The sequence below is a fragment of the Aestuariivirga sp. genome (assembly GCF_020252395.1).
Taxonomy (GTDB): domain Bacteria; phylum Pseudomonadota; class Alphaproteobacteria; order Rhizobiales; family Aestuariivirgaceae; genus Aestuariivirga.
Map to the genome: position 1 here is coordinate 58,724 of NZ_JADCDB010000007.1, position 18,389 is coordinate 77,112.

The window sequence follows — 18,389 nt, forward strand, 5'->3', positions numbered from 1 at the left end:
TAACGGACAGGCGGAGGCTGCGTCAACAACGCCGCCCGCCTCACCAGGTGTTGGCTTCGCGCAGCTCCGCGAAGAGCGGGTCGAAGTCGCCCTTCGACTGTTTCAGCACCTTCGAGAAGCGGTCCTTCATCGAGATGGTCAGCCACACGCCCTTGACGTTGACATCCGCCACGCGGAAGCCGCCACTCGCGGGGATGAGCCGCCACTTCACCTGCTCGCGCCCGTTTCCGCCGGTGATCGCCGACTGGATGACGGTGAATTTGCCCTGATTCGTGGTCGAGATGATGTCGAGTTGGTTGCCGCGGAAATCATCGACGTAATAGTTGAACAGCGCGGCGGCGTAATTGTTCACCAGATTGTAGAACTCGGCGCGCCTGCCGGCGGGCAACCGCTTGGCGTAGGGCCCCAGCGCAAAATCGGCGATGCCCTTGAGGTTGATGTAGCGGTTGAGAAGAGCCGCGAACTGGGCCTTGAGGGCGGGCCCCTTCTTGCCATTGTTGGCGAGCCGCATCACCTGGTCGGCGATCCCCGAAACATAGTCCTCCGCGGCCGAGCTTGCCGCGGCCGGACCGGCGAAGCCGAACAGGACCGCCACCGCCAGTCCACACATTTCCCGCCGCGTCAGCGGGCCGTTCCCCCGGTTCATGATCACGCCTCCACACTGGGCCGCTGGAGCAGCCCCTAACTTCTCATAATACGCCGCGAAATCTTGTCGAATGCAAGACTGGGTCCTGACTGGGTCCAAGTCACGCCCCGTTCCGTAAGGCCGCCGCGATCCACCCGGGCCTCCATCTCCGTCCTTGCGAACAACATAAGGATATGTTTATATGGTTATGGAGGTTCTGAGATGGAAGAACTGCTCTCCGGCTTGCGCGCTGCGGCGGAATCGACGCGCGTGCGCATCCTATTCATCCTCGCCCATGGCGAGGCAAATGTCAGCGAGCTGACCCAGATCCTGGGCCAGAGCCAGCCGCGCGTCAGCCGCCATTTGAAACTCATGGCGGAAGCCGGCCTCATCAGCCGCCACAAGGAGGGAAACTGGGTGCTCTTCCGCCTGCGCGAGGAGGACATGGGCGGGGCGCTGGCCCGAGCCATCGTCGACCTGCTGCCCGGTGCCGACAAGGTTCTGGCGGGCGACCTCGCAAGGCTGGAGGAGATCAGGAGCCGCCGTGCCGAGGCCGCCTCGCGCTATTTCGCCGACAATGCCGCGCGCTGGGAACAGCTCCGTTCGCTCCACGTGCGCGAGGAGGATGTCGAGCAGGCGATGGCGAAGCTCGCAGGTTCCGCTGCCATCCGCCTCCATGTCGACCTCGGCACCGGCACGGGCGCGGTGCTGCGCCGCTTCGCCGGGCAGGCCCAGCAGTCGATCGGCATCGATTCGAGCCGTGACATGCTGGCCATCGCGCGGGTCAATCTGGATGCCGCGGGGGTGCGCAATGCGCAGGTCCGCCACGGCGAGATCTATGCCCTCCCCTTCCCCGATGGCTTCGCCGATTTCGTCACCATCCACCAGGTCCTCCACTTCCTCGAAGATCCCGTGCGTGCGCTGACGGAGGCCGCGCGCATCCTCGAGCCCGGCGGCCGGCTGATGATCGTCGATTTCGCGCCGCACGATCTCGACGAGCTGCGCACCGAGCACGCCCACCGCCGCTTAGGGATAGCCGCCGAGCACATGGCGCAATGGCTCGCCCGCGCCGGTTTGAGCCTCACCCAGCATGATGTGCTGGCCCCACCATGGCGGCCCCAGGGCAAGGGCCTCACCGTGTCGCTGTGGCTTGCGACACAACCGCGTTCCACCGTCACCACACCTGCCCTCAAGGACCACGCCACATGATCGCTTTCGCGGAAGACGTCTCCGGCATCACCGTCTCCTTCGAATTCTTCCCGCCCAAGGGCGATGCGCAGGAGAGTTTCTGGTCAACCATCGCCAAGCTCGAGACGGTGAACCCCTCTTTCGTCTCCGTCACCTACGGAGCTGGCGGCACCACGCGTGACCGGACGCTGGAGACCGTGCGCCGCATCGCCTCGGAGACGGCGCTGCGGCCCGCCGCGCACTTGACCTGCGTTGGCGCATCGAAGGCGGAAGTGAACGCCGCGGTGAATGATTTCGCCGCGGCCGGTGTGCGGCACATCGTGGCGCTGCGCGGCGATCCGCCGGGTGGCGTGGGCACGCGCTTCACGCCGCACCCCGATGGTTATCGCAACGCCGCCGATCTGGTGCGCGGCATCCGGCAGCTCGGCGATTTCGAGGTCTCGGTTTCGGCCTATCCCGAACGCCACCCCGAATCCGTCTCGATCGAGGAAGACTTGGCCTTCATGGCCGACAAGGCCGAACATGGCGCGACGCGGGCCATCTCGCAGTTCTTCTTCCACAACCCCTTTTTCCTCAGGCTCCGGGACCGCATCGCGGCGCGCGGCATCGATATCGAGCTGGTCCCGGGCATCCTGCCCATCACCTCTTTCGCGCGTGTCAGCGAATTCGCGGCGAAGTGCGGCGCCCATGTGCCGCCAGCGCTCGCCACCCGCTTCGCCGGCCTTGATGACGAACCCGAGACGCGCAAACTCGTCGCCGCCATGGTCGCCGCCGAACAGGTGGACGCGCTGCGGCGCGAGGGCGTCAAGCACTTCCACTTCTACACGCTGAACCGCGCCGACCTCGTCTACGCCATCTGCCGCGTGCTGGGGCTCGGCGCGGAGAAGAAGGCGGCTTAGCACTTAATGCCCTCTCCCGCCTCTTCTGCGGGAGAGGACAACATTCACATCCCGTTCCGCTCCCACACCGTCTTCACGGCAGCATTCTGCAGCACCGTATCATACATGCGCTTCAGGTTGGGATGCGCGGCGAACAGCACGCCCATGTCCGGCGCCCAGGTGCACATCATGGCGGCATAGATGTCGACGGCGCTGAGTCTGCCCAGCATGAACGTCTTCTCGCCCAGCGCAGCGGCGTAGATGGCGAATTCCTGCGCCATCATCTCGGCGGCCCGCGTCTTGACGCCCTCCGCGCCATTGGCATCCGTGGTGAAGTGCTGCGGATAGAACAGTCGCAGGTCACTCGTATATAGCGCTGCCGCGAGATAGACCTGCCAGCGCAGGAACTGGGCGCGGCCCGCCTCGCCCGGCAACGGCGCCAACCCCGCCTCGGGAAACTGTTCGGCGATGTAGATCATCATCGCCGCACTCTCGGTCATCACGCTGCCGTCGGGCAGCACAAGGGTGGGCACCTCGGCTTTGGGATTGATGGCGCGGAAGAAGTCCTCGAACGAGCCGTCTTCTTTGCGGTTCAGCACGATCACCTCATAGGTCGCGCCACAGGCGGCGAGCAGTGCCTCGACGGCCATCGATCCGGCCTGGTTGCGGGCATAGAGCGTGTACATTCAGCCTCCCTGGACATTTGAGGCGGCAAGTCTGGCCGCACTGCGCGGCCAGGGCAATGCTCACGCCCGGCTGTTCACAGTTTTGCAGCCGTCACATGCCCGTCACGGGGCAGGCGAAAGGTTGCGGCATCATATTGCTGCGAGAAAACGGCTTGATTCCATGGCGGAACTCCCCTTCTTCGATGTGTCTCCATTGCATGAACACGCGCGAAGTGCGATGGATGGGTGGAATTATGACGTCCGGCCGCCCATGCCAAAGAGCATCGCACTCGCCCCCAAGAAGGTCCGCTTCAGCTATTCCACCGCTGATCAGCCGGTGCTGCAGCGGGCGGTGATCCAGGCCATCGAGAAGATTGGCGGCCAGCGCAAGCTCAAGAAGCTCTATCTCCAGCATCAGAAAAACCTGAAGGACGGCCAGAACTTCTTCGATTCCGCCCTGCGCCTGCTGCGCATGAAACTGGACTATGACGAGGCGGCACTTGCCCGCACGCCGAAGACAGGCCCCGTGCTCTTCATCGCCAACCACCCCTACGGCGTCTTGGACGGCATCACGCTGACCTGGCTTGCCACCAAGGTGAGGCCTGACACCAAGGTGCTGGCGAATGACGTGCTTTGCCAGGCCCCCGAGGCCGCGGGAAACCTCTTACCCGTCGCCTTCGCCCCCACCCGCGAGGCGCGCGAGACCAATGTCCGCTCCCGCATCGAGGCGCAGGCCTGGCTGCGCGCCGGCCATGCCATCGGCATCTTCCCCGGCGGCGGCGTCTCGACCTCCGAAAAGCCCTTGAAGGGCCCGGCGGTGGACCTGCCCTGGGCGCCCTTCACGGCGAAGCTGCTGCGCGGGTCGAAGGCCACCGTAGTGCCGGTTTTCTTCGTCGGCCAGAATTCGCGGCTGTTCCAGCTGGCAAGCCACCTGAGCCTCACGCTCCGCCTGTCGCTGGTGTTCCGCGAAACCGCCCGGCGCATCGGCTCCAGGCTCAAGATCCGGGTGGGCGAGCCCATCCCCTTCGAGGAGATCGCCCATATCGAGGACCGCGCCGAACTGGTGATGGAACTGAGAAAGCGCACCTTCGCCCTGGCCCGGCCCGAAGACATCAAGGGCTCGAACCTCAACCTCCACCTGCGCGAGGCGAAGATCGCGGGAGGGCGAAAGCCGGACGAGTGATCCGCATCACGGCATTTAGAGCGGCAGGTAGCTTAAACCTTCCTCAATCGAGTTATGGTGCTGTTTCTGGCACGTCGATGGCTTACCGAAGGTGATTCCCGTGCGCCGCTTCCTCGCTGCTCTGACAGTTCTCCTCATCTCCACCCTTGCCTGCCTCACCGGCGCCGAGGCGGCAAGCTGCCCGGCGGAGTCCTTTGTGAGAAACGCCGGCCAGGCCTATGACCGGGCGGCCGCTGCCGGCTCTCCCTCCGCCTTCGCCAGCGCCGCCGCGCGCTATTCCGACCTGCGCGCGCTCAGCTTGTTCGCGCTGGGCAAATACCGCAATGACCTGCCGAAATCGCGCGAGGCCGAATATCTGAGCCTGACCCGCCGCTTCATCGGCGAAACGCTCAAGGAATATGGCCAAGGCCTGAGCGGCGGCATCGCGGACATCCTCGACTGCGACTCCGCCGGAGGCGTCTTAACCGTCACCGCCCGCTCCGCCTCGGGCAAGAAGATCGTTTTCCGCCTCGCCAAGGCCGGCGGCGGCTATACCGTGAAGGACGTCAACATGCAGGGCATCTGGCTCGCCCAGCAGATGCGCTCCAAGTTCACCGCCACCATTTCGCGCAAAGGCATCGACGGTCTCTTCGCCTATCTCGGCAGCTGAACCGGAGGCTCAGCGCAGGCCCACCATGAACAGCCGCGGAAAGCCAAGCCGGCCTCCGCCCCGCCCCCCGCTGGCCTGGGCCACCGAACGGCCTTATGTGTCTTGCCATGCGTGACCTGCCGCCCCTTACCACCATCCGCGTCTTCGATGCCGCCGCCCGCCACCAGAACCTCAGCCGCGCGGCGGAGGAGCTGAACATGACGCAGTCGGCGGTCAGCTACCAGATCAAGCAGATCGAGGCCTTCGTCGGCGCTCCCCTTTTCGTGCGCGAGGCGCGCGGCGTCAGGCTCAACCAGCGCGGCGAGCAATTGGCCCCCATGGTGCAGGCGGCCCTCGCCAGCCTGTCACGCGCCTTCCGCGCGGTGTCCGACAGGGCGCATTCGGTGCTGACCATCTCCACCATGCAAACCATTGCCGGCAACTGGCTCGCCCCGCGCATCGGCTCCTTCCAGATGCTGCATCCGGATTTCGCGGTCAGGCTCGACATCTCGGCAACGCTCGCGGACTTCGCGGCCGACGGCATCGACGTCGCGATCCGTTCGGGCAGCGGCGACTGGCCCGGCCTCGAGTCACACCTCCTCTTCGATCAGACCTTCACCGCCGTTGCGAGCCCGGCCTACCTCGCCCGTGAGGGCAAGCCGCGCACGCCCGCCGATATGCTGGGCCACGTCCTCATCGCACCGTCGGATGAATGGTGGGACATCTGGTTCCGCGCCGCAGGCGTTGCCACGCCCATCACCTTTACGAGGCCCGGCATCGACGTCGAAACCCAGCAAATGGCCGCGAGCGTGGCGCTCGCCGGCCACGGCATCGCCATCATCACCCCCCGCTTCGAGGCCCAGAGCTTCGCCGCGGGAAAGCTCGTCCAGCTCTTCGGCATCACCGCCACATCGGGCGAAGGCTATTACCTCGCCTACCCGCGCGAACACCGCAGGACCGCCAAGATCAGGCTGTTCAGGGACTGGGTGCTGAAGGAAGCCGCGTCAGCCTGACATGGCTTGCGCGATCATGTCCATGCTCGCCGCATCGATGGCGAGCAAGCCGAAGCGCAGCTTCACCCCCCAGCCGGGCCCTGCCAGCACGAAGCGCGGATCGGCTCGCAGGCGGTGGATGGGAACGGCACGGTCCGAAATCCAGCCGACACGCCGCCGCCAGGGGCGGAAGTCCGGCGCCATTTCCACCTGTTCGAGCACCTCATCAGCCACCACGCCGAAGGCTGTAACGCTCCTGAGCGTGGCAGGGCCGCCCATCAGCGGGCCCGGCGAATAATAGGCAATACGGTCGCCCGCGCGGAGCCGCCGCAGCGGCGCGTTCTTGCCGTGGCACACCTGCATGAAGCCGCCCTCAAAGCCGCGCGCCACATGTTCCGCACTGGCCACCGCCAGCCAGTCGCGCCGGGCGCTCACCTGCGCTCCGCAAAGGCAGCCAGGTCCTGCGCATGGGCGGCCGCCGCCTCCTCCAGCGGCGCGGCGATCAGCCTGTCCCACATCAAGGCCAGAAGGCCCCGCGTCTCGACGCGCACGCAAACGCGTGTGCCGCGGCCGTCCGCCGGAAGCAGGCGATAGGCGGTGCGCATGCGCGCCAGCGGCAGGCGCGCGCTTACGGCGAAGTGACGTGGGCCATCGCACGCCTCGACCCGCATCGTCACTGCGGGCCCGCTCTTCGGCTTGAGGCGGAAAGCGGTGCCTGCGCGCACCGCCTGGCCATCATGATCGATGCGCTCAAGTGCCAGGTCCCACTCCGGCCAGGAGCCGATATCGGCCAAAGCGGCGAACAGCCGCTCGGGGCTTGTCTCGACGGTGCTTTCGAAATCGCGTGTGGGCATGGCGCTCTCCTGTTGTGGAGATGCTATCGCATGGCGCTGACAGTTTCTGTCAGGAGCGGATCAGCCGGGGTCCGGCGCGCCGACCGCCTCGCGCCAGGCGCGCATCAGCGTGGCGCGGCGCTTCGGCAGGCGCTCCTCCAGCAGCTCGGCGGCGGCGATGCGGTCCAGCCGGAAGGAGCGGAAGTCCTGGCGGAGCTCGCACCAGGCTGCCAGAATCTGCGCCTCATCGAAAAATGCCAGCGCCACGGGCCACACGATGCGCGTCGTCACCGCCATGTTTCTGTCGCGGTAGCGAAGCCGCAGCTTGCGTTCCTCGCGCAGGGCCTGACGCAGCATCGGCATGGACACGCGAACGTCATCCACGTCACTGCGAGGGGCTACGGCCAGACCGGACTCCTCCATCAGCCGCCGCCGCTCCGGCGGCAGCACGGCGGCGAGCTTGGCCAGCGCATTGTCCGAGGCTTCCGCAAGCTCCTCATCCCCCTCCTGCGCCGCAAGCTGAAGGCCAAGCACCAGGGCATCGATCTCCGCATCGCTGAACATCAGGGGCGGCAGCATGAAGCCGCCATCCAGTACATAGCCCTGCCCCGGGCCACCGCGGATGGCAGCCCCCTCCGTCACGAGTGTGGCGATATCACGGTAGATGGTGCGCTCCGACACGCCGAGTTCATCCGCAAGCACCGCCGCTGCCACCGGCCGCCGCCGGCGGCGCAGCGACTGGATGATGGCGAGGAGCCTGGTGGAGCGGGTCACGCGTGCCTAGTACTCCAGCACCACCACCTTGGTGCCAAGCTGGACGCGGTTGTAAAGGTCGATGATATCGACGTTCAAGAGGCTCACGCAGCCCGCGGTCTTCTTGCGCCCGATCATCGAGGGGTCATAGGTGCCGTGGATGCGGTAGATGGTGTCGACGTCACCCTGATAGAGATAGAGGGCGCGCGCGCCCATCGGGTTTTCGGGGCCACCCGGCATGCCGCCCGGCACGTATTTCACCAGCTTGGGGAATTCCGCGATGTGCTCGGGCGTCGGTGTCCAGGTCGGCCATTTTTCCATGCGGCCGATGGTGGCCTGCCCGGACCAGGTCCGGCCCTGCTTGCCCACCGACGCGCCATAGCGGATCGCCTCGCCGTTCCCCAGCACGAAATAGAGGAAGCGCGCCTTGGGATCGACCACGATGGTTCCGGGCGCTTCCGAAGTGTTGTACGCCATCTGCTTGCGGCGATATTTGTATTCGACCTTGCGCTCGTCGTCTTTCACCGGGAAGGGCTCCTGGCTCAGGTCCGGCGCGGGAACATCATCGGCAAGCGCCGGGGTCGCGGCGGCGGCGGCGGCGGCGGCAAGCGAGGCAAGGAACAGGCGGCGGGAGAGGGTCATGGCATCCGAGTCGCGAGGGTTGAAAGTCCGGGCTTCCTAGCACGCGCCGCCGGCGGCGTCATCCACCTCTGCTCCCGGTCTCCCGCAGGCGCGATCGAAGGCTTTAAGCGGCAGGCAGCACCACCACGCGCGTGCCGATAGGGACACGGTCATAGAGATGGACGGCGTCGATGTTCAGCATGCTGATGCAGCCGGACGTGACCCGCCGCCCGATGCCGGTGGGCCGGTTGGTGCCGTGGATGCGGTAGAGCGTGTCGGCATCGCCCTGATAGAGATACATGGCGCGCGCTCCCAGCGGATTGTCCGCGCCGCCCGGCATTCCATCGGGCTCGTATCTGATCAGCTTCGGAAATTGCGCCAGCCGCTCCGGAGAAGGGTGCCACACGGGCCATTCCGCCTTGCGCTTGATGACGGCCTCGCCCGACCAGAGCTTCTGGCGAATGCCCACGCCCACGCCATAGCGCGTGGCCGTGCCGGGGCCGGTGATGAAATAGAGGAACCGCTGCGGCGTATCCACGACGATCGTGCCGGGCGGCTCCGCCGTCTCATACGACACGTCGCGCCGCCGGAACCGGTAAGGCACCTGCTGGGCCTCCGAGGCGAAAACCGGCGCAACCTCCTCCGCCCGAAGGCCAGCGGTCCCGCCCGCCAAGCATCCCGCCGCAAAACCGAGTTTAAGCACTGCCCGCCGGTCGAGAGACATGGCCACCTCCATGCCGTAAGAAATCGTTCAGAAATGCGCCGAAATTTCGTCAAGGCGTGCTGAACCATCACCCGTGAGTCCGGAACTACCTTGCAAACTGCTTGTACTTGATGCGCTTCGGCATCACGCTGTCCTCGCCCAGGCGGCGCTTCTTGTCTTCCTCGTAGTCCTGGAAGTTGCCCTCAAACCATTCCACATGGCTGTCGCCCTCGAAGGCGAGGATGTGGGTGGCCAGACGGTCGAGGAACATGCGGTCGTGGCTGATGACCACCGCGCAGCCCGCGAAATCCTCCAGCGCCTCTTCAAGCGCCGCCAGCGTTTCGGTGTCGAGGTCGTTGGTCGGCTCGTCGAGGAGCAGCACATTGGCGCCTGACTTCAGCATCTTGGCCAGATGCACGCGGTTGCGCTGCCCGCCCGAGAGGTTGCCCACCTTCTGCTGCTGGTCCGCGCCCTTGAAGTTGAAGGCCCCCGTATAGGCGCGCGAATTCATCTCGCGCTTGCCCAGATAGATCACGTCGTTGCCGCCGGAGATTTCCTGCCAGACCGTCTTATCGGGATCCAAGGAATCGCGCGACTGGTCGACATAGCCCAGATGCACGCTCTCGCCGATGGTGATGGCGCCCTTGTCCGGCTTCTCCTGCCCCGTCAGCATACGGAACAATGTCGTCTTGCCGGCCCCGTTCGGGCCGATGATGCCCACGATGCCGCCGGGGGGAAGCTTGAACGACAGATTGTCGATCAGCAGCCGGTCGCCATAGGCCTTGCTGAGGCCCTCGACATTGATCACCGTATTGCCCAGCCGCTCGCCCGGCGGAATGATGATTTGCGCGGTCGTGGACTTCAGGCGGTCTTCGTTCACCTTCAGCAGCTCGTCATAGGCCTTGATGCGGGCCTTGGACTTGGCCTGCCGCGCCTTGGGGCTGGCGGAAATCCACGCCGACTCGCGCGCCAGCGCCTTCTCGCGCGCCGCATCCTCGCGCGATTCCTGCGCGAAGCGCTTGGCCTTCTGGCCAAGATAGGCGGAATAATTGCCTTCATAGGGAATGCCGCGGCCGCGGTCGAGCTCGAGAATCCAGCCCGTCACATTGTCCAGGAAGTAGCGGTCATGGGTGACGATCATGATGGCGCCCGGATAGTCGCGCAGGTGATGCTCCAGCCAGTTCACAGACTCCGCGTCCAAATGGTTGGTCGGTTCGTCGAGCAGCAGCAGGTCAGGCTTCCGGAGCAGCAGCTGGGTCAGCGCCACGCGGCGCTTCTCGCCGCCGGAGAGATTGTCGATCTGCGCATCCCCCGGCGGGCAGCGCAGCGCATCCATCGCCTGCTCCACCTGGGAGTCGAGGTCCCACAGATTCTGGGCATCGATCACATCCTGCAGCTTGCCGGCCTTCTCGGCGTTCTCGTCATTATAGTCGGCCATCAGCGCATTGTATTCGTCGAGGATCGCCTTCTTATGGGCCACCCCCTCCATGACGTTGCCCATGACGTCGAGGGCCGGGTCGAGTTCCGGCTCCTGCTGCAGGTAACCGACCGTCGCGCCGTCGGCCAGCCAGGCCTCGCCGTTCCACTCCTTGTCGATGCCCGCCATGATGCGCAGCAGGGTGGACTTGCCCGAGCCGTTGGGCCCGAGGATGCCGATCTTGGCATCGGGGTAGAAGGAGAGGTGAATGTTCTCCAGCACCTTCTTGCCGCCGGCATAGGCCTTGGTGAGGCCCTGCATGTGATAGATGAACTGACGGGCCATCGTGTAAGATCTCTTTCAGCACTGAGGGATTTGCGCCGCTTCTAGCCGATCGGCGCGCTCTCCCGCAAGCCGGGAAAAGACGTCTATCCATGCCCCGGGTCCAACGCACCCTTCTTCCTTCGCGCCCGCCGCGCCATGAGGTTCAGCACCTCCACCAGCGTCGAGAAGCCCATGGCGGCATAGACGTAGCCGCGCGGCACGTGGAACTCGAAGGCGTCGGCGATCAGCGTCATGCCGATCATGAGGAGGAAGCCCAGCGCCAGTATGACGATCGACGGGTTCGCCGCGATGAAGCGGCCCAGCGGGTCGGCCGCGAACAGCATCACCGCCATGGCCACGATCACCGCGATATACATGATCGCCAGATGGTCCGTCATGCCCACCGCGGTGATGATCGAGTCGACCGAGAACACGAGGTCCAAGAGCAGGATCTGGAAGATCGCGCCGCCGATGGTCAGCGTCGCCTGGCCCATCATGTTCTCCTTGCCGTCATCGGGGTCAACCGAGTGATGGATTTCCTTCGTCGCCTTCCAGACCAGGAAGAGCCCGCCCGCCAGCAGGATCAGGTCTCGCCACGAGAAGGACTGGCCGAAGGCCGCGAACACCGGCTGCGTCAGCTGCGCGATCCATGCCACCGCGGCCAGCAGCACGAGGCGCATGATCAGCGCCCCGCCGATGCCCAGCCGCCTGGCGCGGGAGCGTTCGGCCTCGGGCAGCTTGTTGGACAGGATCGAGATGAAGATCAGATTGTCGATGCCGAGCACCACCTCCATGGCGACCAGCGTCACCAGCGCCACCCAGCCCTCCGCGGTCGTGATGAAGGTAAAATGCTCCGCAAAGAAGTCCTGCATGCCCGTGCCCCCCAAATACCCAACGCAACTTTATGGCTCGAAGCAGCCCGCCCTTCAACCCTGAGCGCCGCCCGGCACGGGGCTGTGCCAGCAGTCCCGCCGTGCGATGAGACCGTTCCAGGGGCCTCATCCGCCAATAGGCGGGCTGGCACCGCGAGCCCACTCGCTCCGCATCACTGCAAGGACCGCCAACGCCTGGCCTAGCAAGAACACAAACGAAGGAACGATAATGAAGACGATGTACTGAATGGCAGCCGTTGGCCAGTTGATCCGAAGCCACACGGCCGGGAGGACAAGGATCGCGCAACACACCACGTTCAGAATGGCCAGATAGCGGAATGCCCAGCGGCTGCGCATCCCGCTGAACAGATCCACCAGCACAACGACGTTCAAAACGGCGATGGCGAGATATAACACAGCCGTCAGGAGCAGAAAACCAAGGCCATAAAACATGGCTTCGATGACGACATTGTCGTTCATCGGAGCGCCGATTCCCCCGAAGTGATCGAAGATGGCACGCGCTGGTTCCTTCGCGCCGGCGTAAATCAAGTAAGAGCCGGGACCCACGGTGCAAGCAAGATAGACGATACACCATATCGCGAGCAACACCCTCATTCTCACCACCCAAAGAACTGTTTCTCGGCGCAGCTTTACCCACTATGCAACGTCATGCAAACGGAGCACTCATTGCCGCCTCGCGCGTTGGGCGGATTGCCGCGAACACCCATGTGACTGCGGCCAATCAACCTCTCCCGCTTTAGCGGCAAGGACTCGTTGGACGGTGTCACCACGAGTCCTTCTCCCGTCCGCAGGATGGGAGAAGGTGGCCAAAGGCCGGATGAGGGCTCTGGCCACGCGGCAGGGTTCACCCCGGCTTCAGCCCCGGTCCTCCCTCAGCGGCTTCCCGTTTCCGGCCGCCCGATCGCTTCAGCCTTGATCTTCGCCTCCAGCAGCCCATTGTCGTCCACCGCATCGGGCAGGTGGCTCTTGGTGACCGACACTTGCACCTGCGCATCCGTGGCGCCGAGCTGCCGCACCGCCTCCAGCGCCAGCGCACGCGCCTGCTCTTCCGCCGCCGCCAGCGCCTGCGGGCCTGACGTGAACACGCTGGCACCCTTCGGCCCCAGCACGCGGAACAGCCCGCTGCCGTCACCCTCCACGGAGACGGTCACCACCTGCGCCACGACGCCCGTCGCCGCGCCCACCGCGTTGGCCACATCGAAAAAGGGAGGGAAGATCATCTCGCAGCCAAGCCGTTTGCCCACCTCCTCGTAATAAACCCGCACCGGGCCGCCCACGGCGACAACGGGAAGGGCCGGCGACAGCGACACCTTCGCCAGCCCCAGCCTGCCACGCCCGGAGCTCACCGCATCCACCAGTTCATGCGCGCCGAAGCTCTTGCCGAAGGCCGTGTCGAGGATGACCTTCGCGGTCAGCCGCACCGTTTCCGACCACACCTCACGGCAGAAGGCCTCGACGCGCGCCGCATCGCCCAGCTTCATGTCGCGGAAGCGCACCATCAGCTTCGCCGCGAGTTCCGCCGCGGGTCCTGGCCAGTTGTCCTGCAGCCCCAGCACGTGAGAAGCATCCGACGGCGTGAAGCCGCCCGTCTGCACGAGGCCCTTGCGCTTCAGCGAGGCGAGCGCGCGCTGCGCCGCGGAGGAAACGGCGATCTTGCGGATGGGCTTCGGCCGCTCGCCGATCATCGCCAGCAGATCGGCCTCCTTGGGCGTCACCTCGGCGGTCAATGACGCAGTGGCGCCGAAGGGCTTCAGCACGAAACGCCCGTGCAGCGACCCGCCCTCGGTGTCGGCGAGATCGGCTTCGAGCATCGCCACGACTTCCGGGTAGCGGGACGCCAGCAGCGAGACGGGCGCAACGCGCTGCGGGCCCACGGCGATCGCGCCATTGAGCCCGATGGCAATCTCGCTGTCACCACCCAGCCCAATGGTCTTGACATCGATGGCCTTCACCATGGTGCGCCAGCCGCCAACCTCGGCCCCCTGCTCCGCCACCTGCGGCCGCCCGTCGCGCAGCACGCCCAGGTCCGTCGTCGTGCCGCCCATATCGGACATGATGAAGTCGCTGCGTCCGCACAGCCAGGATGCCCCCACAAGGCTGGCGGCGGGGCCGGAGAGAACCGTTTCGATGGGCCTGAGCGCCACGCGCTCGGCAAGGGCCAGCGTGCCGTCGCCCTTCACGATCATCAGCGGGCAGTCGATGCGGAGTTCCTTCATCGAGCGCCGCACGGCGGAAATCAGCATCGACACGCGCGAGATCAGCCGCGCATTCAGCACTGCCGTCAGCGCGCGGCGCGGCGCGTCGAGGGCGGAGGTCAGCTCGGTCGACAGCGTTGCCGGCTTCCCCGTCGCCTGCGCCACGATCTCGCGGGCGCGCTGCTCGTGCTTGGGGTTGCGCACGGCAAAGGCCGAGGCAATGGCGAAGGCATCGACCGGCATGGCGGCAACAGCACTGGCCAGCGCCCCGGCGTCCAGCGGCTTTAATTCCTCGCCATTGTGGTCATGCCCGCCGCCGATCATGGCAATCGGCATGCCGGGGAAGGCCTTGGCGATCCCGGTGCGCTCCGCCATGGCCTGGTCGAAGCCGATCAGGATCACGCCCACAGCGGAGCCATGCCCCTCCACCACCGCATTGGTTGCAAGCGTGGTGGAGACGGAAACGAGCGAGATGTCCTCCGGCTTCAACCCGTCGGGCAGCTTCGCCACCGCAGCCGTAATCGCTCCCGTCACACCGATGGAGAGGTCGCCCTTGGTGGTGATGGATTTGGCGGAGGCCACCACACGGTGCCCCTGGGCCTCGATCACGGCAGCATCGGTATAGGTTCCCCCGGTATCGACGCCGATCAGGTAAGTCTTTGCTGTCATTGGCCTAGATCATCAGCCCCGGGCCCCGGTCGCTGCCTCGGCAACGGCAATGGCCGTCATATTCACGACACCGCGGGAGGTGACGGAGCCGGTCAGGATATGCGCCGGTTTCGCCGTGCCAAGCAGGATGGGGCCAACGGGCAGCGCGTCGCCGAAGACCTTCATGATCTGGTAGGCGACATTCGCGGACGTCAAGCCGGGCATCACCAGCAGGTTGGCCTCGCCCTTCAAGGTGGACGACGGCAGCTTACGCTGCCGCACCGCCTCGATCAGCGCGGTATCGGCCTTCATCTCGCCGTCGATCATCAGGTCCGGCGCGCGGGCATGAACCATCGCGAGGGCAGCCCGCATGCGAAGTGTCATCGGCGTGTCGAAGTCGCCGAAATCGGAATGCGCGACGAGCGCAACCTTGGGCGTGATGCCGAAGCGCTGCACGTGGGCGGCGCACATCAGCACCGTGTCCGCCATGGCCTCCGCCGAAGGCTCCGCCTGCACATGCGTGTCGGTCAGGAACACGATGCCGCGCGAGGTAATCATCAGGCTCATCGCCGCGAATTCGCGCGCGCCCGGAGCCAGCCCAACGATGTCGCGGATGTGGCGGAGCTTGGCGCGGTAGCGGCCTTCAAGCCCGCAGATCATCGCATCGGCCTCGCCTCGCCTGAGCGCCAGCGCCGCGATGACAGTCGTCGAGGTGCGCACCAGCGTCCGCGCCGCATCGGGCGTGATGCCGCGGCGGCCCGCCACATCCACATAGGTCTGCACATAGTCCTTGTAGCGCGGATCATCCTCGGGGTTGACGATGGCAAAATCCGTGCCCGGACGAATGGTGAGTCCGTAACGCTTGAGCCGGTTCTCGATCACCGCCGGCCGGCCGATGAGAATGGGCCTGGCGATGCCCTCCTCCAGCAGCACCTCGGCCGCGCGCAGCACGCGCTCGTCCTCGCCATCGGCATAGATCACCCGCTTCGGCGCTTGTCTGGCCGCGGCGAAGATCTGCCGCATCACGAAGCCGGAGCGGAACACGAAGCGCCCCAGCCGCTCTTCATAAGCATCGAAATCCGCGATGGGCCTTGTGGCAACACCGCTCTCCATCGCCGCCCGGGCCACCGCCGGCGCGACACGCAAGATGAGGCGGGGATCGAACGGCGCGGGGATCAGCGACTCCTTGCCGAACAGCCGCGCCTCGCCGCCATAGGCCCTGGCCACCACGTCCGACGGCGTTTCGCGGGCAAGCCCCGCGATGGCGTTCACCGCCGCCTGCTTCATCGCCTCGTTGATGGTGGAGGCGCCCGCATCCAGCGCACCGCGGAAAATGTAGGGAAAGCAGAGAACATTGTTCACCTGGTTCGGATAGTCCGACCGCCCGGTGCAGATCATCGCATCGGGCCTCACCGCCACCGCCTCCTCCGGCATGATTTCCGGGTTGGGGTTGGCCAGCGCCAGGATGAGGGGGTCCTTGGCCATCTGCTTCACAAGCTCCGGCTTCAGCACGCCGCCCGCCGAAAGGCCAAGGAAGATGTCGGCGCCGGCGATCACATCGGCAAGCGTGCGCGCTTGCGTGTCCTTGGCGAAAACGTCCTTCCACCGGTCCATCAGTTTCCCGCGGCCCTTGAACACCACGCCTTCGAGGTCGGTCACCCAGATGTTTTCCACCTTCGCTCCGAGGCTCACGAGCTGGTTGAGGCAAGCGAGTGCGGCGGCCCCCGCGCCGCTCGCCACGATTTTCACCTTGGCGATGTCCTTGCCCGCCAGCATCAGCGCGTTGGTGACGGCCGCCCCCACGATCACCGCCGTGCCGTGCTGGTCGTCGTGGAACACCGGAATATTCATCCGTTCACGGAGCTGCTGTTCGATCTCGAAGCACTCCGGGGCCTTGATGTCCTCGAGGTTGATGCCCCCGAAGGTCGGCTCCAGCGCCGCCACGCAGGCCACCATGCTCTCGACACTCGTTGCCGCCAGCTCGATGTCGAACACATCGATGTCGGCGAATTTCTTGAACAGCACCGCCTTGCCCTCCATCACCGGCTTGGCGGCGAGCGGCCCGATGTTGCCAAGCCCCAGCACCGCCGTGCCATTGGTGACCACGCCCACCAGGTTTGCCCGGCTGGTGTATTTCGACACCAGGGCCGGATCGGCGGCGATCGCCTCGGACACGGCGGCGACACCCGGCGAATAGGCCAATGCCATATCGCGCTGGTTGCCGAGCGGCTTCGTCGCGCGGATCTCCAGTTTCCCGGGCTTCGGCTCGGCGTGATAGAACAGCGCGCCCGACTTCAGGTCGCTCGACATGGGTGACGGCATCTGGAATTCCCCTCTTCGGAGGCCTTTGTGGCCCCGTTCGCCGCCGATTTGCAAGCCTCCGCCCCTTGGGGCTAGACTGAGACCATGCTTACGCCCCTCAAGACCGAAGTCGGGAAAGTCGGCGACCTCGCCCACGAGGCGCGCCGCTTCCGCACGATCCTGTGGAGCTTCGAGAAGAACATCGAGCTCCTGTTCAAGGGCACGGGCCTCGCGGCGGAAGTGGACCACGCGGCCCTCGCCGAGGCCTTCTCCCGCTGGCGACAGAACTTCGACCAGACCAAGCACCTGGCCGGCCTTGACCGCAAGGACTTCACCATTTTCGCCGCCGGCATGATGCTGAAGGAGCTCCTGGCCGCCCGTCCCATCACCGCCATCGTGCCGGACGGGCTAGGCCTGCCGGCGCTGCCCGCCACCATCGACCACCGGCTGAAGCGCTGGCCGGAAGGCTATGCCTACACGAGTTTCTGCCTCTCGGTTGCGGCCGCCGTGCTGCGCGAAATGGGGGCCGGCGAGCCGGCCGAGTCGGGTGTTGCGGACGACCCCGGATTCTGGGACAGCTTCCGCGAGAACGTGGCGGAGAACCCCGCCAACGCCATCGCCTTTTTCGACATGGTGGTGGGGCTTCCTCCCAACTGGCAGGCGCCTGACGTGCCCTGGATGCGCCGCACCTTCCTCGATGCCAGGCGCCGGCTCGGGTCCTCTCCCCGCGGGACCATCGAATAGCCCAGGCTTGCCAAGCGCTTCCCCTTGGGTGAAGATCGCCGCGGGTGGATTGGGGAGAACCTTTGAACCATGGCGGCAACGCGCATCCTGATCGTCGATGACCACCCGCTGTTCCGCGAGGCGCTGAAGCACGCCGTCTCCGGCGGTGTGGACAACGCCCGGGTGTCGCTCGCAGGCTCCCTCGGTCAGGCCACCGCACTGCTCGACGAGGACGATGACTTCGACTTGATCCTGCTCGACCTGCGCATGCCGGGAGTCCAGGGGCTGTCGGGCCTGATCTACCTCCGCGCGCAATACCCCAACGTGCCCGTCGCGGTGATCACGGCGGCGGATGACCCCGGCCTCGTGCAGAAGGCGCTGAACCTCAACGCTTGCGGCTTCATCCCCAAGACCGCTGGCATCGACACCATCGTCGGCGCCGTCAATGCGCTGCTCAAGGGCGATATCTGGGTGCCCGAGGGGTCTGCCCAGTCCTCCGCCGCCGGCAAGGAGGGCGAGGAGATCGCCCGCCGCGTCGCCACCCTCACCGCCCAGCAGATCCGCGTGCTGATGATGCTGAAGGAAGGCCTCCTCAACAAGCAGATCGCCTATGAGCTGAACGTCTCGGAGGCCACCATCAAGGCCCATGTCTCGGCCATCCTGCAGAAGCTCAACGTCTCCAGCCGCACCCAGGCCGTGATCGCCGCCGCCAGGATCGACGGCGTGGCGGCGGCGGAGCATTAACCCTGGCCGTCTACGCCCGCCATTGGCTGTCGCCGCCCTTCCATTCATTATGCGCCCAAGCATGACCTTGGGGGA

Annotated in this window: 19 protein-coding genes; 7 read left to right on the top strand and 12 right to left on the bottom strand. The window is 65.8% G+C overall.

Going from position 1 to position 18,389, the window contains the following annotated elements; all coding sequences use genetic code 11:
- Nucleotides 1–40: 40 nt before the first annotated feature.
- Nucleotides 41–646 carry a phospholipid-binding protein MlaC gene (locus tag IOC82_RS05335; protein ID WP_290545146.1) on the bottom strand — a complete coding sequence of 202 codons (606 nt, stop codon included), beginning with the start codon at nucleotides 644–646 and terminating at the stop codon, nucleotides 41–43.
- Nucleotides 647–847: 201 nt separating this feature from the next.
- Here IOC82_RS05335 and IOC82_RS05340 point away from each other — a divergent pair, with 201 nt between their 5' ends.
- Nucleotides 848–1,834, top strand: a complete 987-nt coding sequence (locus IOC82_RS05340; protein WP_290545147.1) for a metalloregulator ArsR/SmtB family transcription factor — start codon at nucleotides 848–850, stop codon at nucleotides 1,832–1,834.
- Nucleotides 1,831–2,712, top strand: a complete 882-nt coding sequence (gene metF / locus IOC82_RS05345) for a methylenetetrahydrofolate reductase [NAD(P)H] (protein ID WP_290545148.1) — start codon at nucleotides 1,831–1,833, stop codon at nucleotides 2,710–2,712. Before IOC82_RS05340 ends, metF begins: the two co-directional genes overlap by 4 nt.
- Nucleotides 2,713–2,756: 44 nt before the next feature.
- Here metF and IOC82_RS05350 read toward each other — a convergent pair whose 3' ends face one another.
- Entirely contained in the window at nucleotides 2,757–3,377 is a 621-nt protein-coding gene (locus IOC82_RS05350) for a glutathione S-transferase family protein (RefSeq protein ID WP_290545149.1), read from the bottom strand.
- A 250-nt stretch (nucleotides 3,378–3,627) separates the two neighbouring features.
- Between IOC82_RS05350 and IOC82_RS05355 the strand changes: the two genes are divergently transcribed.
- From IOC82_RS05355 to IOC82_RS05365, 3 genes are all read left to right on the top strand, one after another.
- Nucleotides 3,628–4,539: a lysophospholipid acyltransferase family protein gene (locus IOC82_RS05355; protein WP_290545150.1), complete on the top strand. Its 912-nt coding sequence runs from the start codon at nucleotides 3,628–3,630 to the stop codon at nucleotides 4,537–4,539.
- A gap of 100 nt (nucleotides 4,540–4,639) precedes the next feature.
- Nucleotides 4,640–5,188 carry an ABC transporter substrate-binding protein gene (locus IOC82_RS05360; protein WP_290545151.1) on the top strand — a complete coding sequence of 183 codons (549 nt, stop codon included), beginning with the start codon at nucleotides 4,640–4,642 and terminating at the stop codon, nucleotides 5,186–5,188.
- Between the two features lie 107 nt (nucleotides 5,189–5,295).
- The gene (locus IOC82_RS05365; protein ID WP_290545152.1) at nucleotides 5,296–6,180 is read left to right on the top strand and encodes a LysR substrate-binding domain-containing protein; all 885 of its coding nucleotides are present in this window, start codon (nucleotides 5,296–5,298) and stop codon (nucleotides 6,178–6,180) included.
- Here the strand turns inward: IOC82_RS05365 and IOC82_RS05370 are convergent.
- The 10 genes from IOC82_RS05370 to IOC82_RS05415 form a co-directional block, all read right to left on the bottom strand.
- Entirely contained in the window at nucleotides 6,172–6,594 is a 423-nt protein-coding gene (locus IOC82_RS05370) for an EVE domain-containing protein (protein WP_290545153.1), read from the bottom strand. The two genes, IOC82_RS05365 and IOC82_RS05370, sit on opposite strands and share 9 nt — an antisense overlap.
- Nucleotides 6,591–7,013, bottom strand: a complete 423-nt coding sequence (locus IOC82_RS05375) for an SRPBCC family protein (protein ID WP_290545154.1) — start codon at nucleotides 7,011–7,013, stop codon at nucleotides 6,591–6,593. The genes IOC82_RS05370 and IOC82_RS05375 overlap by 4 nt, the downstream gene beginning before the upstream one ends.
- A gap of 60 nt (nucleotides 7,014–7,073) precedes the next feature.
- Nucleotides 7,074–7,766: a YafY family protein gene (locus IOC82_RS05380; protein ID WP_290545155.1), complete on the bottom strand. Its 693-nt coding sequence runs from the start codon at nucleotides 7,764–7,766 to the stop codon at nucleotides 7,074–7,076.
- Between the two features lie 6 nt (nucleotides 7,767–7,772).
- Nucleotides 7,773–8,387, bottom strand: coding sequence for a L,D-transpeptidase (locus IOC82_RS05385; RefSeq protein WP_290545156.1), 615 nt, complete (start codon nucleotides 8,385–8,387; stop codon nucleotides 7,773–7,775).
- Nucleotides 8,388–8,490: 103 nt separating this feature from the next.
- On the bottom strand, nucleotides 8,491–9,090 hold the full coding sequence (locus tag IOC82_RS05390) for a L,D-transpeptidase (protein ID WP_290545157.1): 600 nt from the start codon (nucleotides 9,088–9,090) through the stop codon (nucleotides 8,491–8,493).
- A gap of 85 nt (nucleotides 9,091–9,175) precedes the next feature.
- Complete coding sequence (gene ettA, locus IOC82_RS05395) at nucleotides 9,176–10,831, bottom strand: energy-dependent translational throttle protein EttA (protein ID WP_290545158.1); 1,656 nt, start codon at nucleotides 10,829–10,831, stop codon at nucleotides 9,176–9,178.
- Nucleotides 10,832–10,914: 83 nt separating this feature from the next.
- Complete coding sequence (locus tag IOC82_RS05400) at nucleotides 10,915–11,682, bottom strand: TerC family protein (protein ID WP_290545159.1); 768 nt, start codon at nucleotides 11,680–11,682, stop codon at nucleotides 10,915–10,917.
- A gap of 126 nt (nucleotides 11,683–11,808) precedes the next feature.
- Nucleotides 11,809–12,297, bottom strand: coding sequence for a hypothetical protein (locus IOC82_RS05405; protein ID WP_290545160.1), 489 nt, complete (start codon nucleotides 12,295–12,297; stop codon nucleotides 11,809–11,811).
- Between the two features lie 278 nt (nucleotides 12,298–12,575).
- Complete coding sequence (locus IOC82_RS05410) at nucleotides 12,576–14,567, bottom strand: hydantoinase/oxoprolinase family protein (protein ID WP_290545161.1); 1,992 nt, start codon at nucleotides 14,565–14,567, stop codon at nucleotides 12,576–12,578.
- Between the two features lie 12 nt (nucleotides 14,568–14,579).
- On the bottom strand, nucleotides 14,580–16,868 hold the full coding sequence (locus tag IOC82_RS05415; RefSeq protein WP_290545162.1) for an NADP-dependent malic enzyme: 2,289 nt from the start codon (nucleotides 16,866–16,868) through the stop codon (nucleotides 14,580–14,582).
- Between the two features lie 84 nt (nucleotides 16,869–16,952).
- On the opposite strand from IOC82_RS05415, the gene IOC82_RS05420 reads away from it, so the two are divergent.
- The gene (locus tag IOC82_RS05420; protein ID WP_290545163.1) at nucleotides 16,953–17,591 is read left to right on the top strand and encodes a hypothetical protein; all 639 of its coding nucleotides are present in this window, start codon (nucleotides 16,953–16,955) and stop codon (nucleotides 17,589–17,591) included.
- Nucleotides 17,592–17,660: 69 nt separating this feature from the next.
- Nucleotides 17,661–18,314, top strand: coding sequence for a response regulator transcription factor (locus IOC82_RS05425; protein ID WP_290545164.1), 654 nt, complete (start codon nucleotides 17,661–17,663; stop codon nucleotides 18,312–18,314).
- Nucleotides 18,315–18,389: the final 75 nt, after the last annotated feature.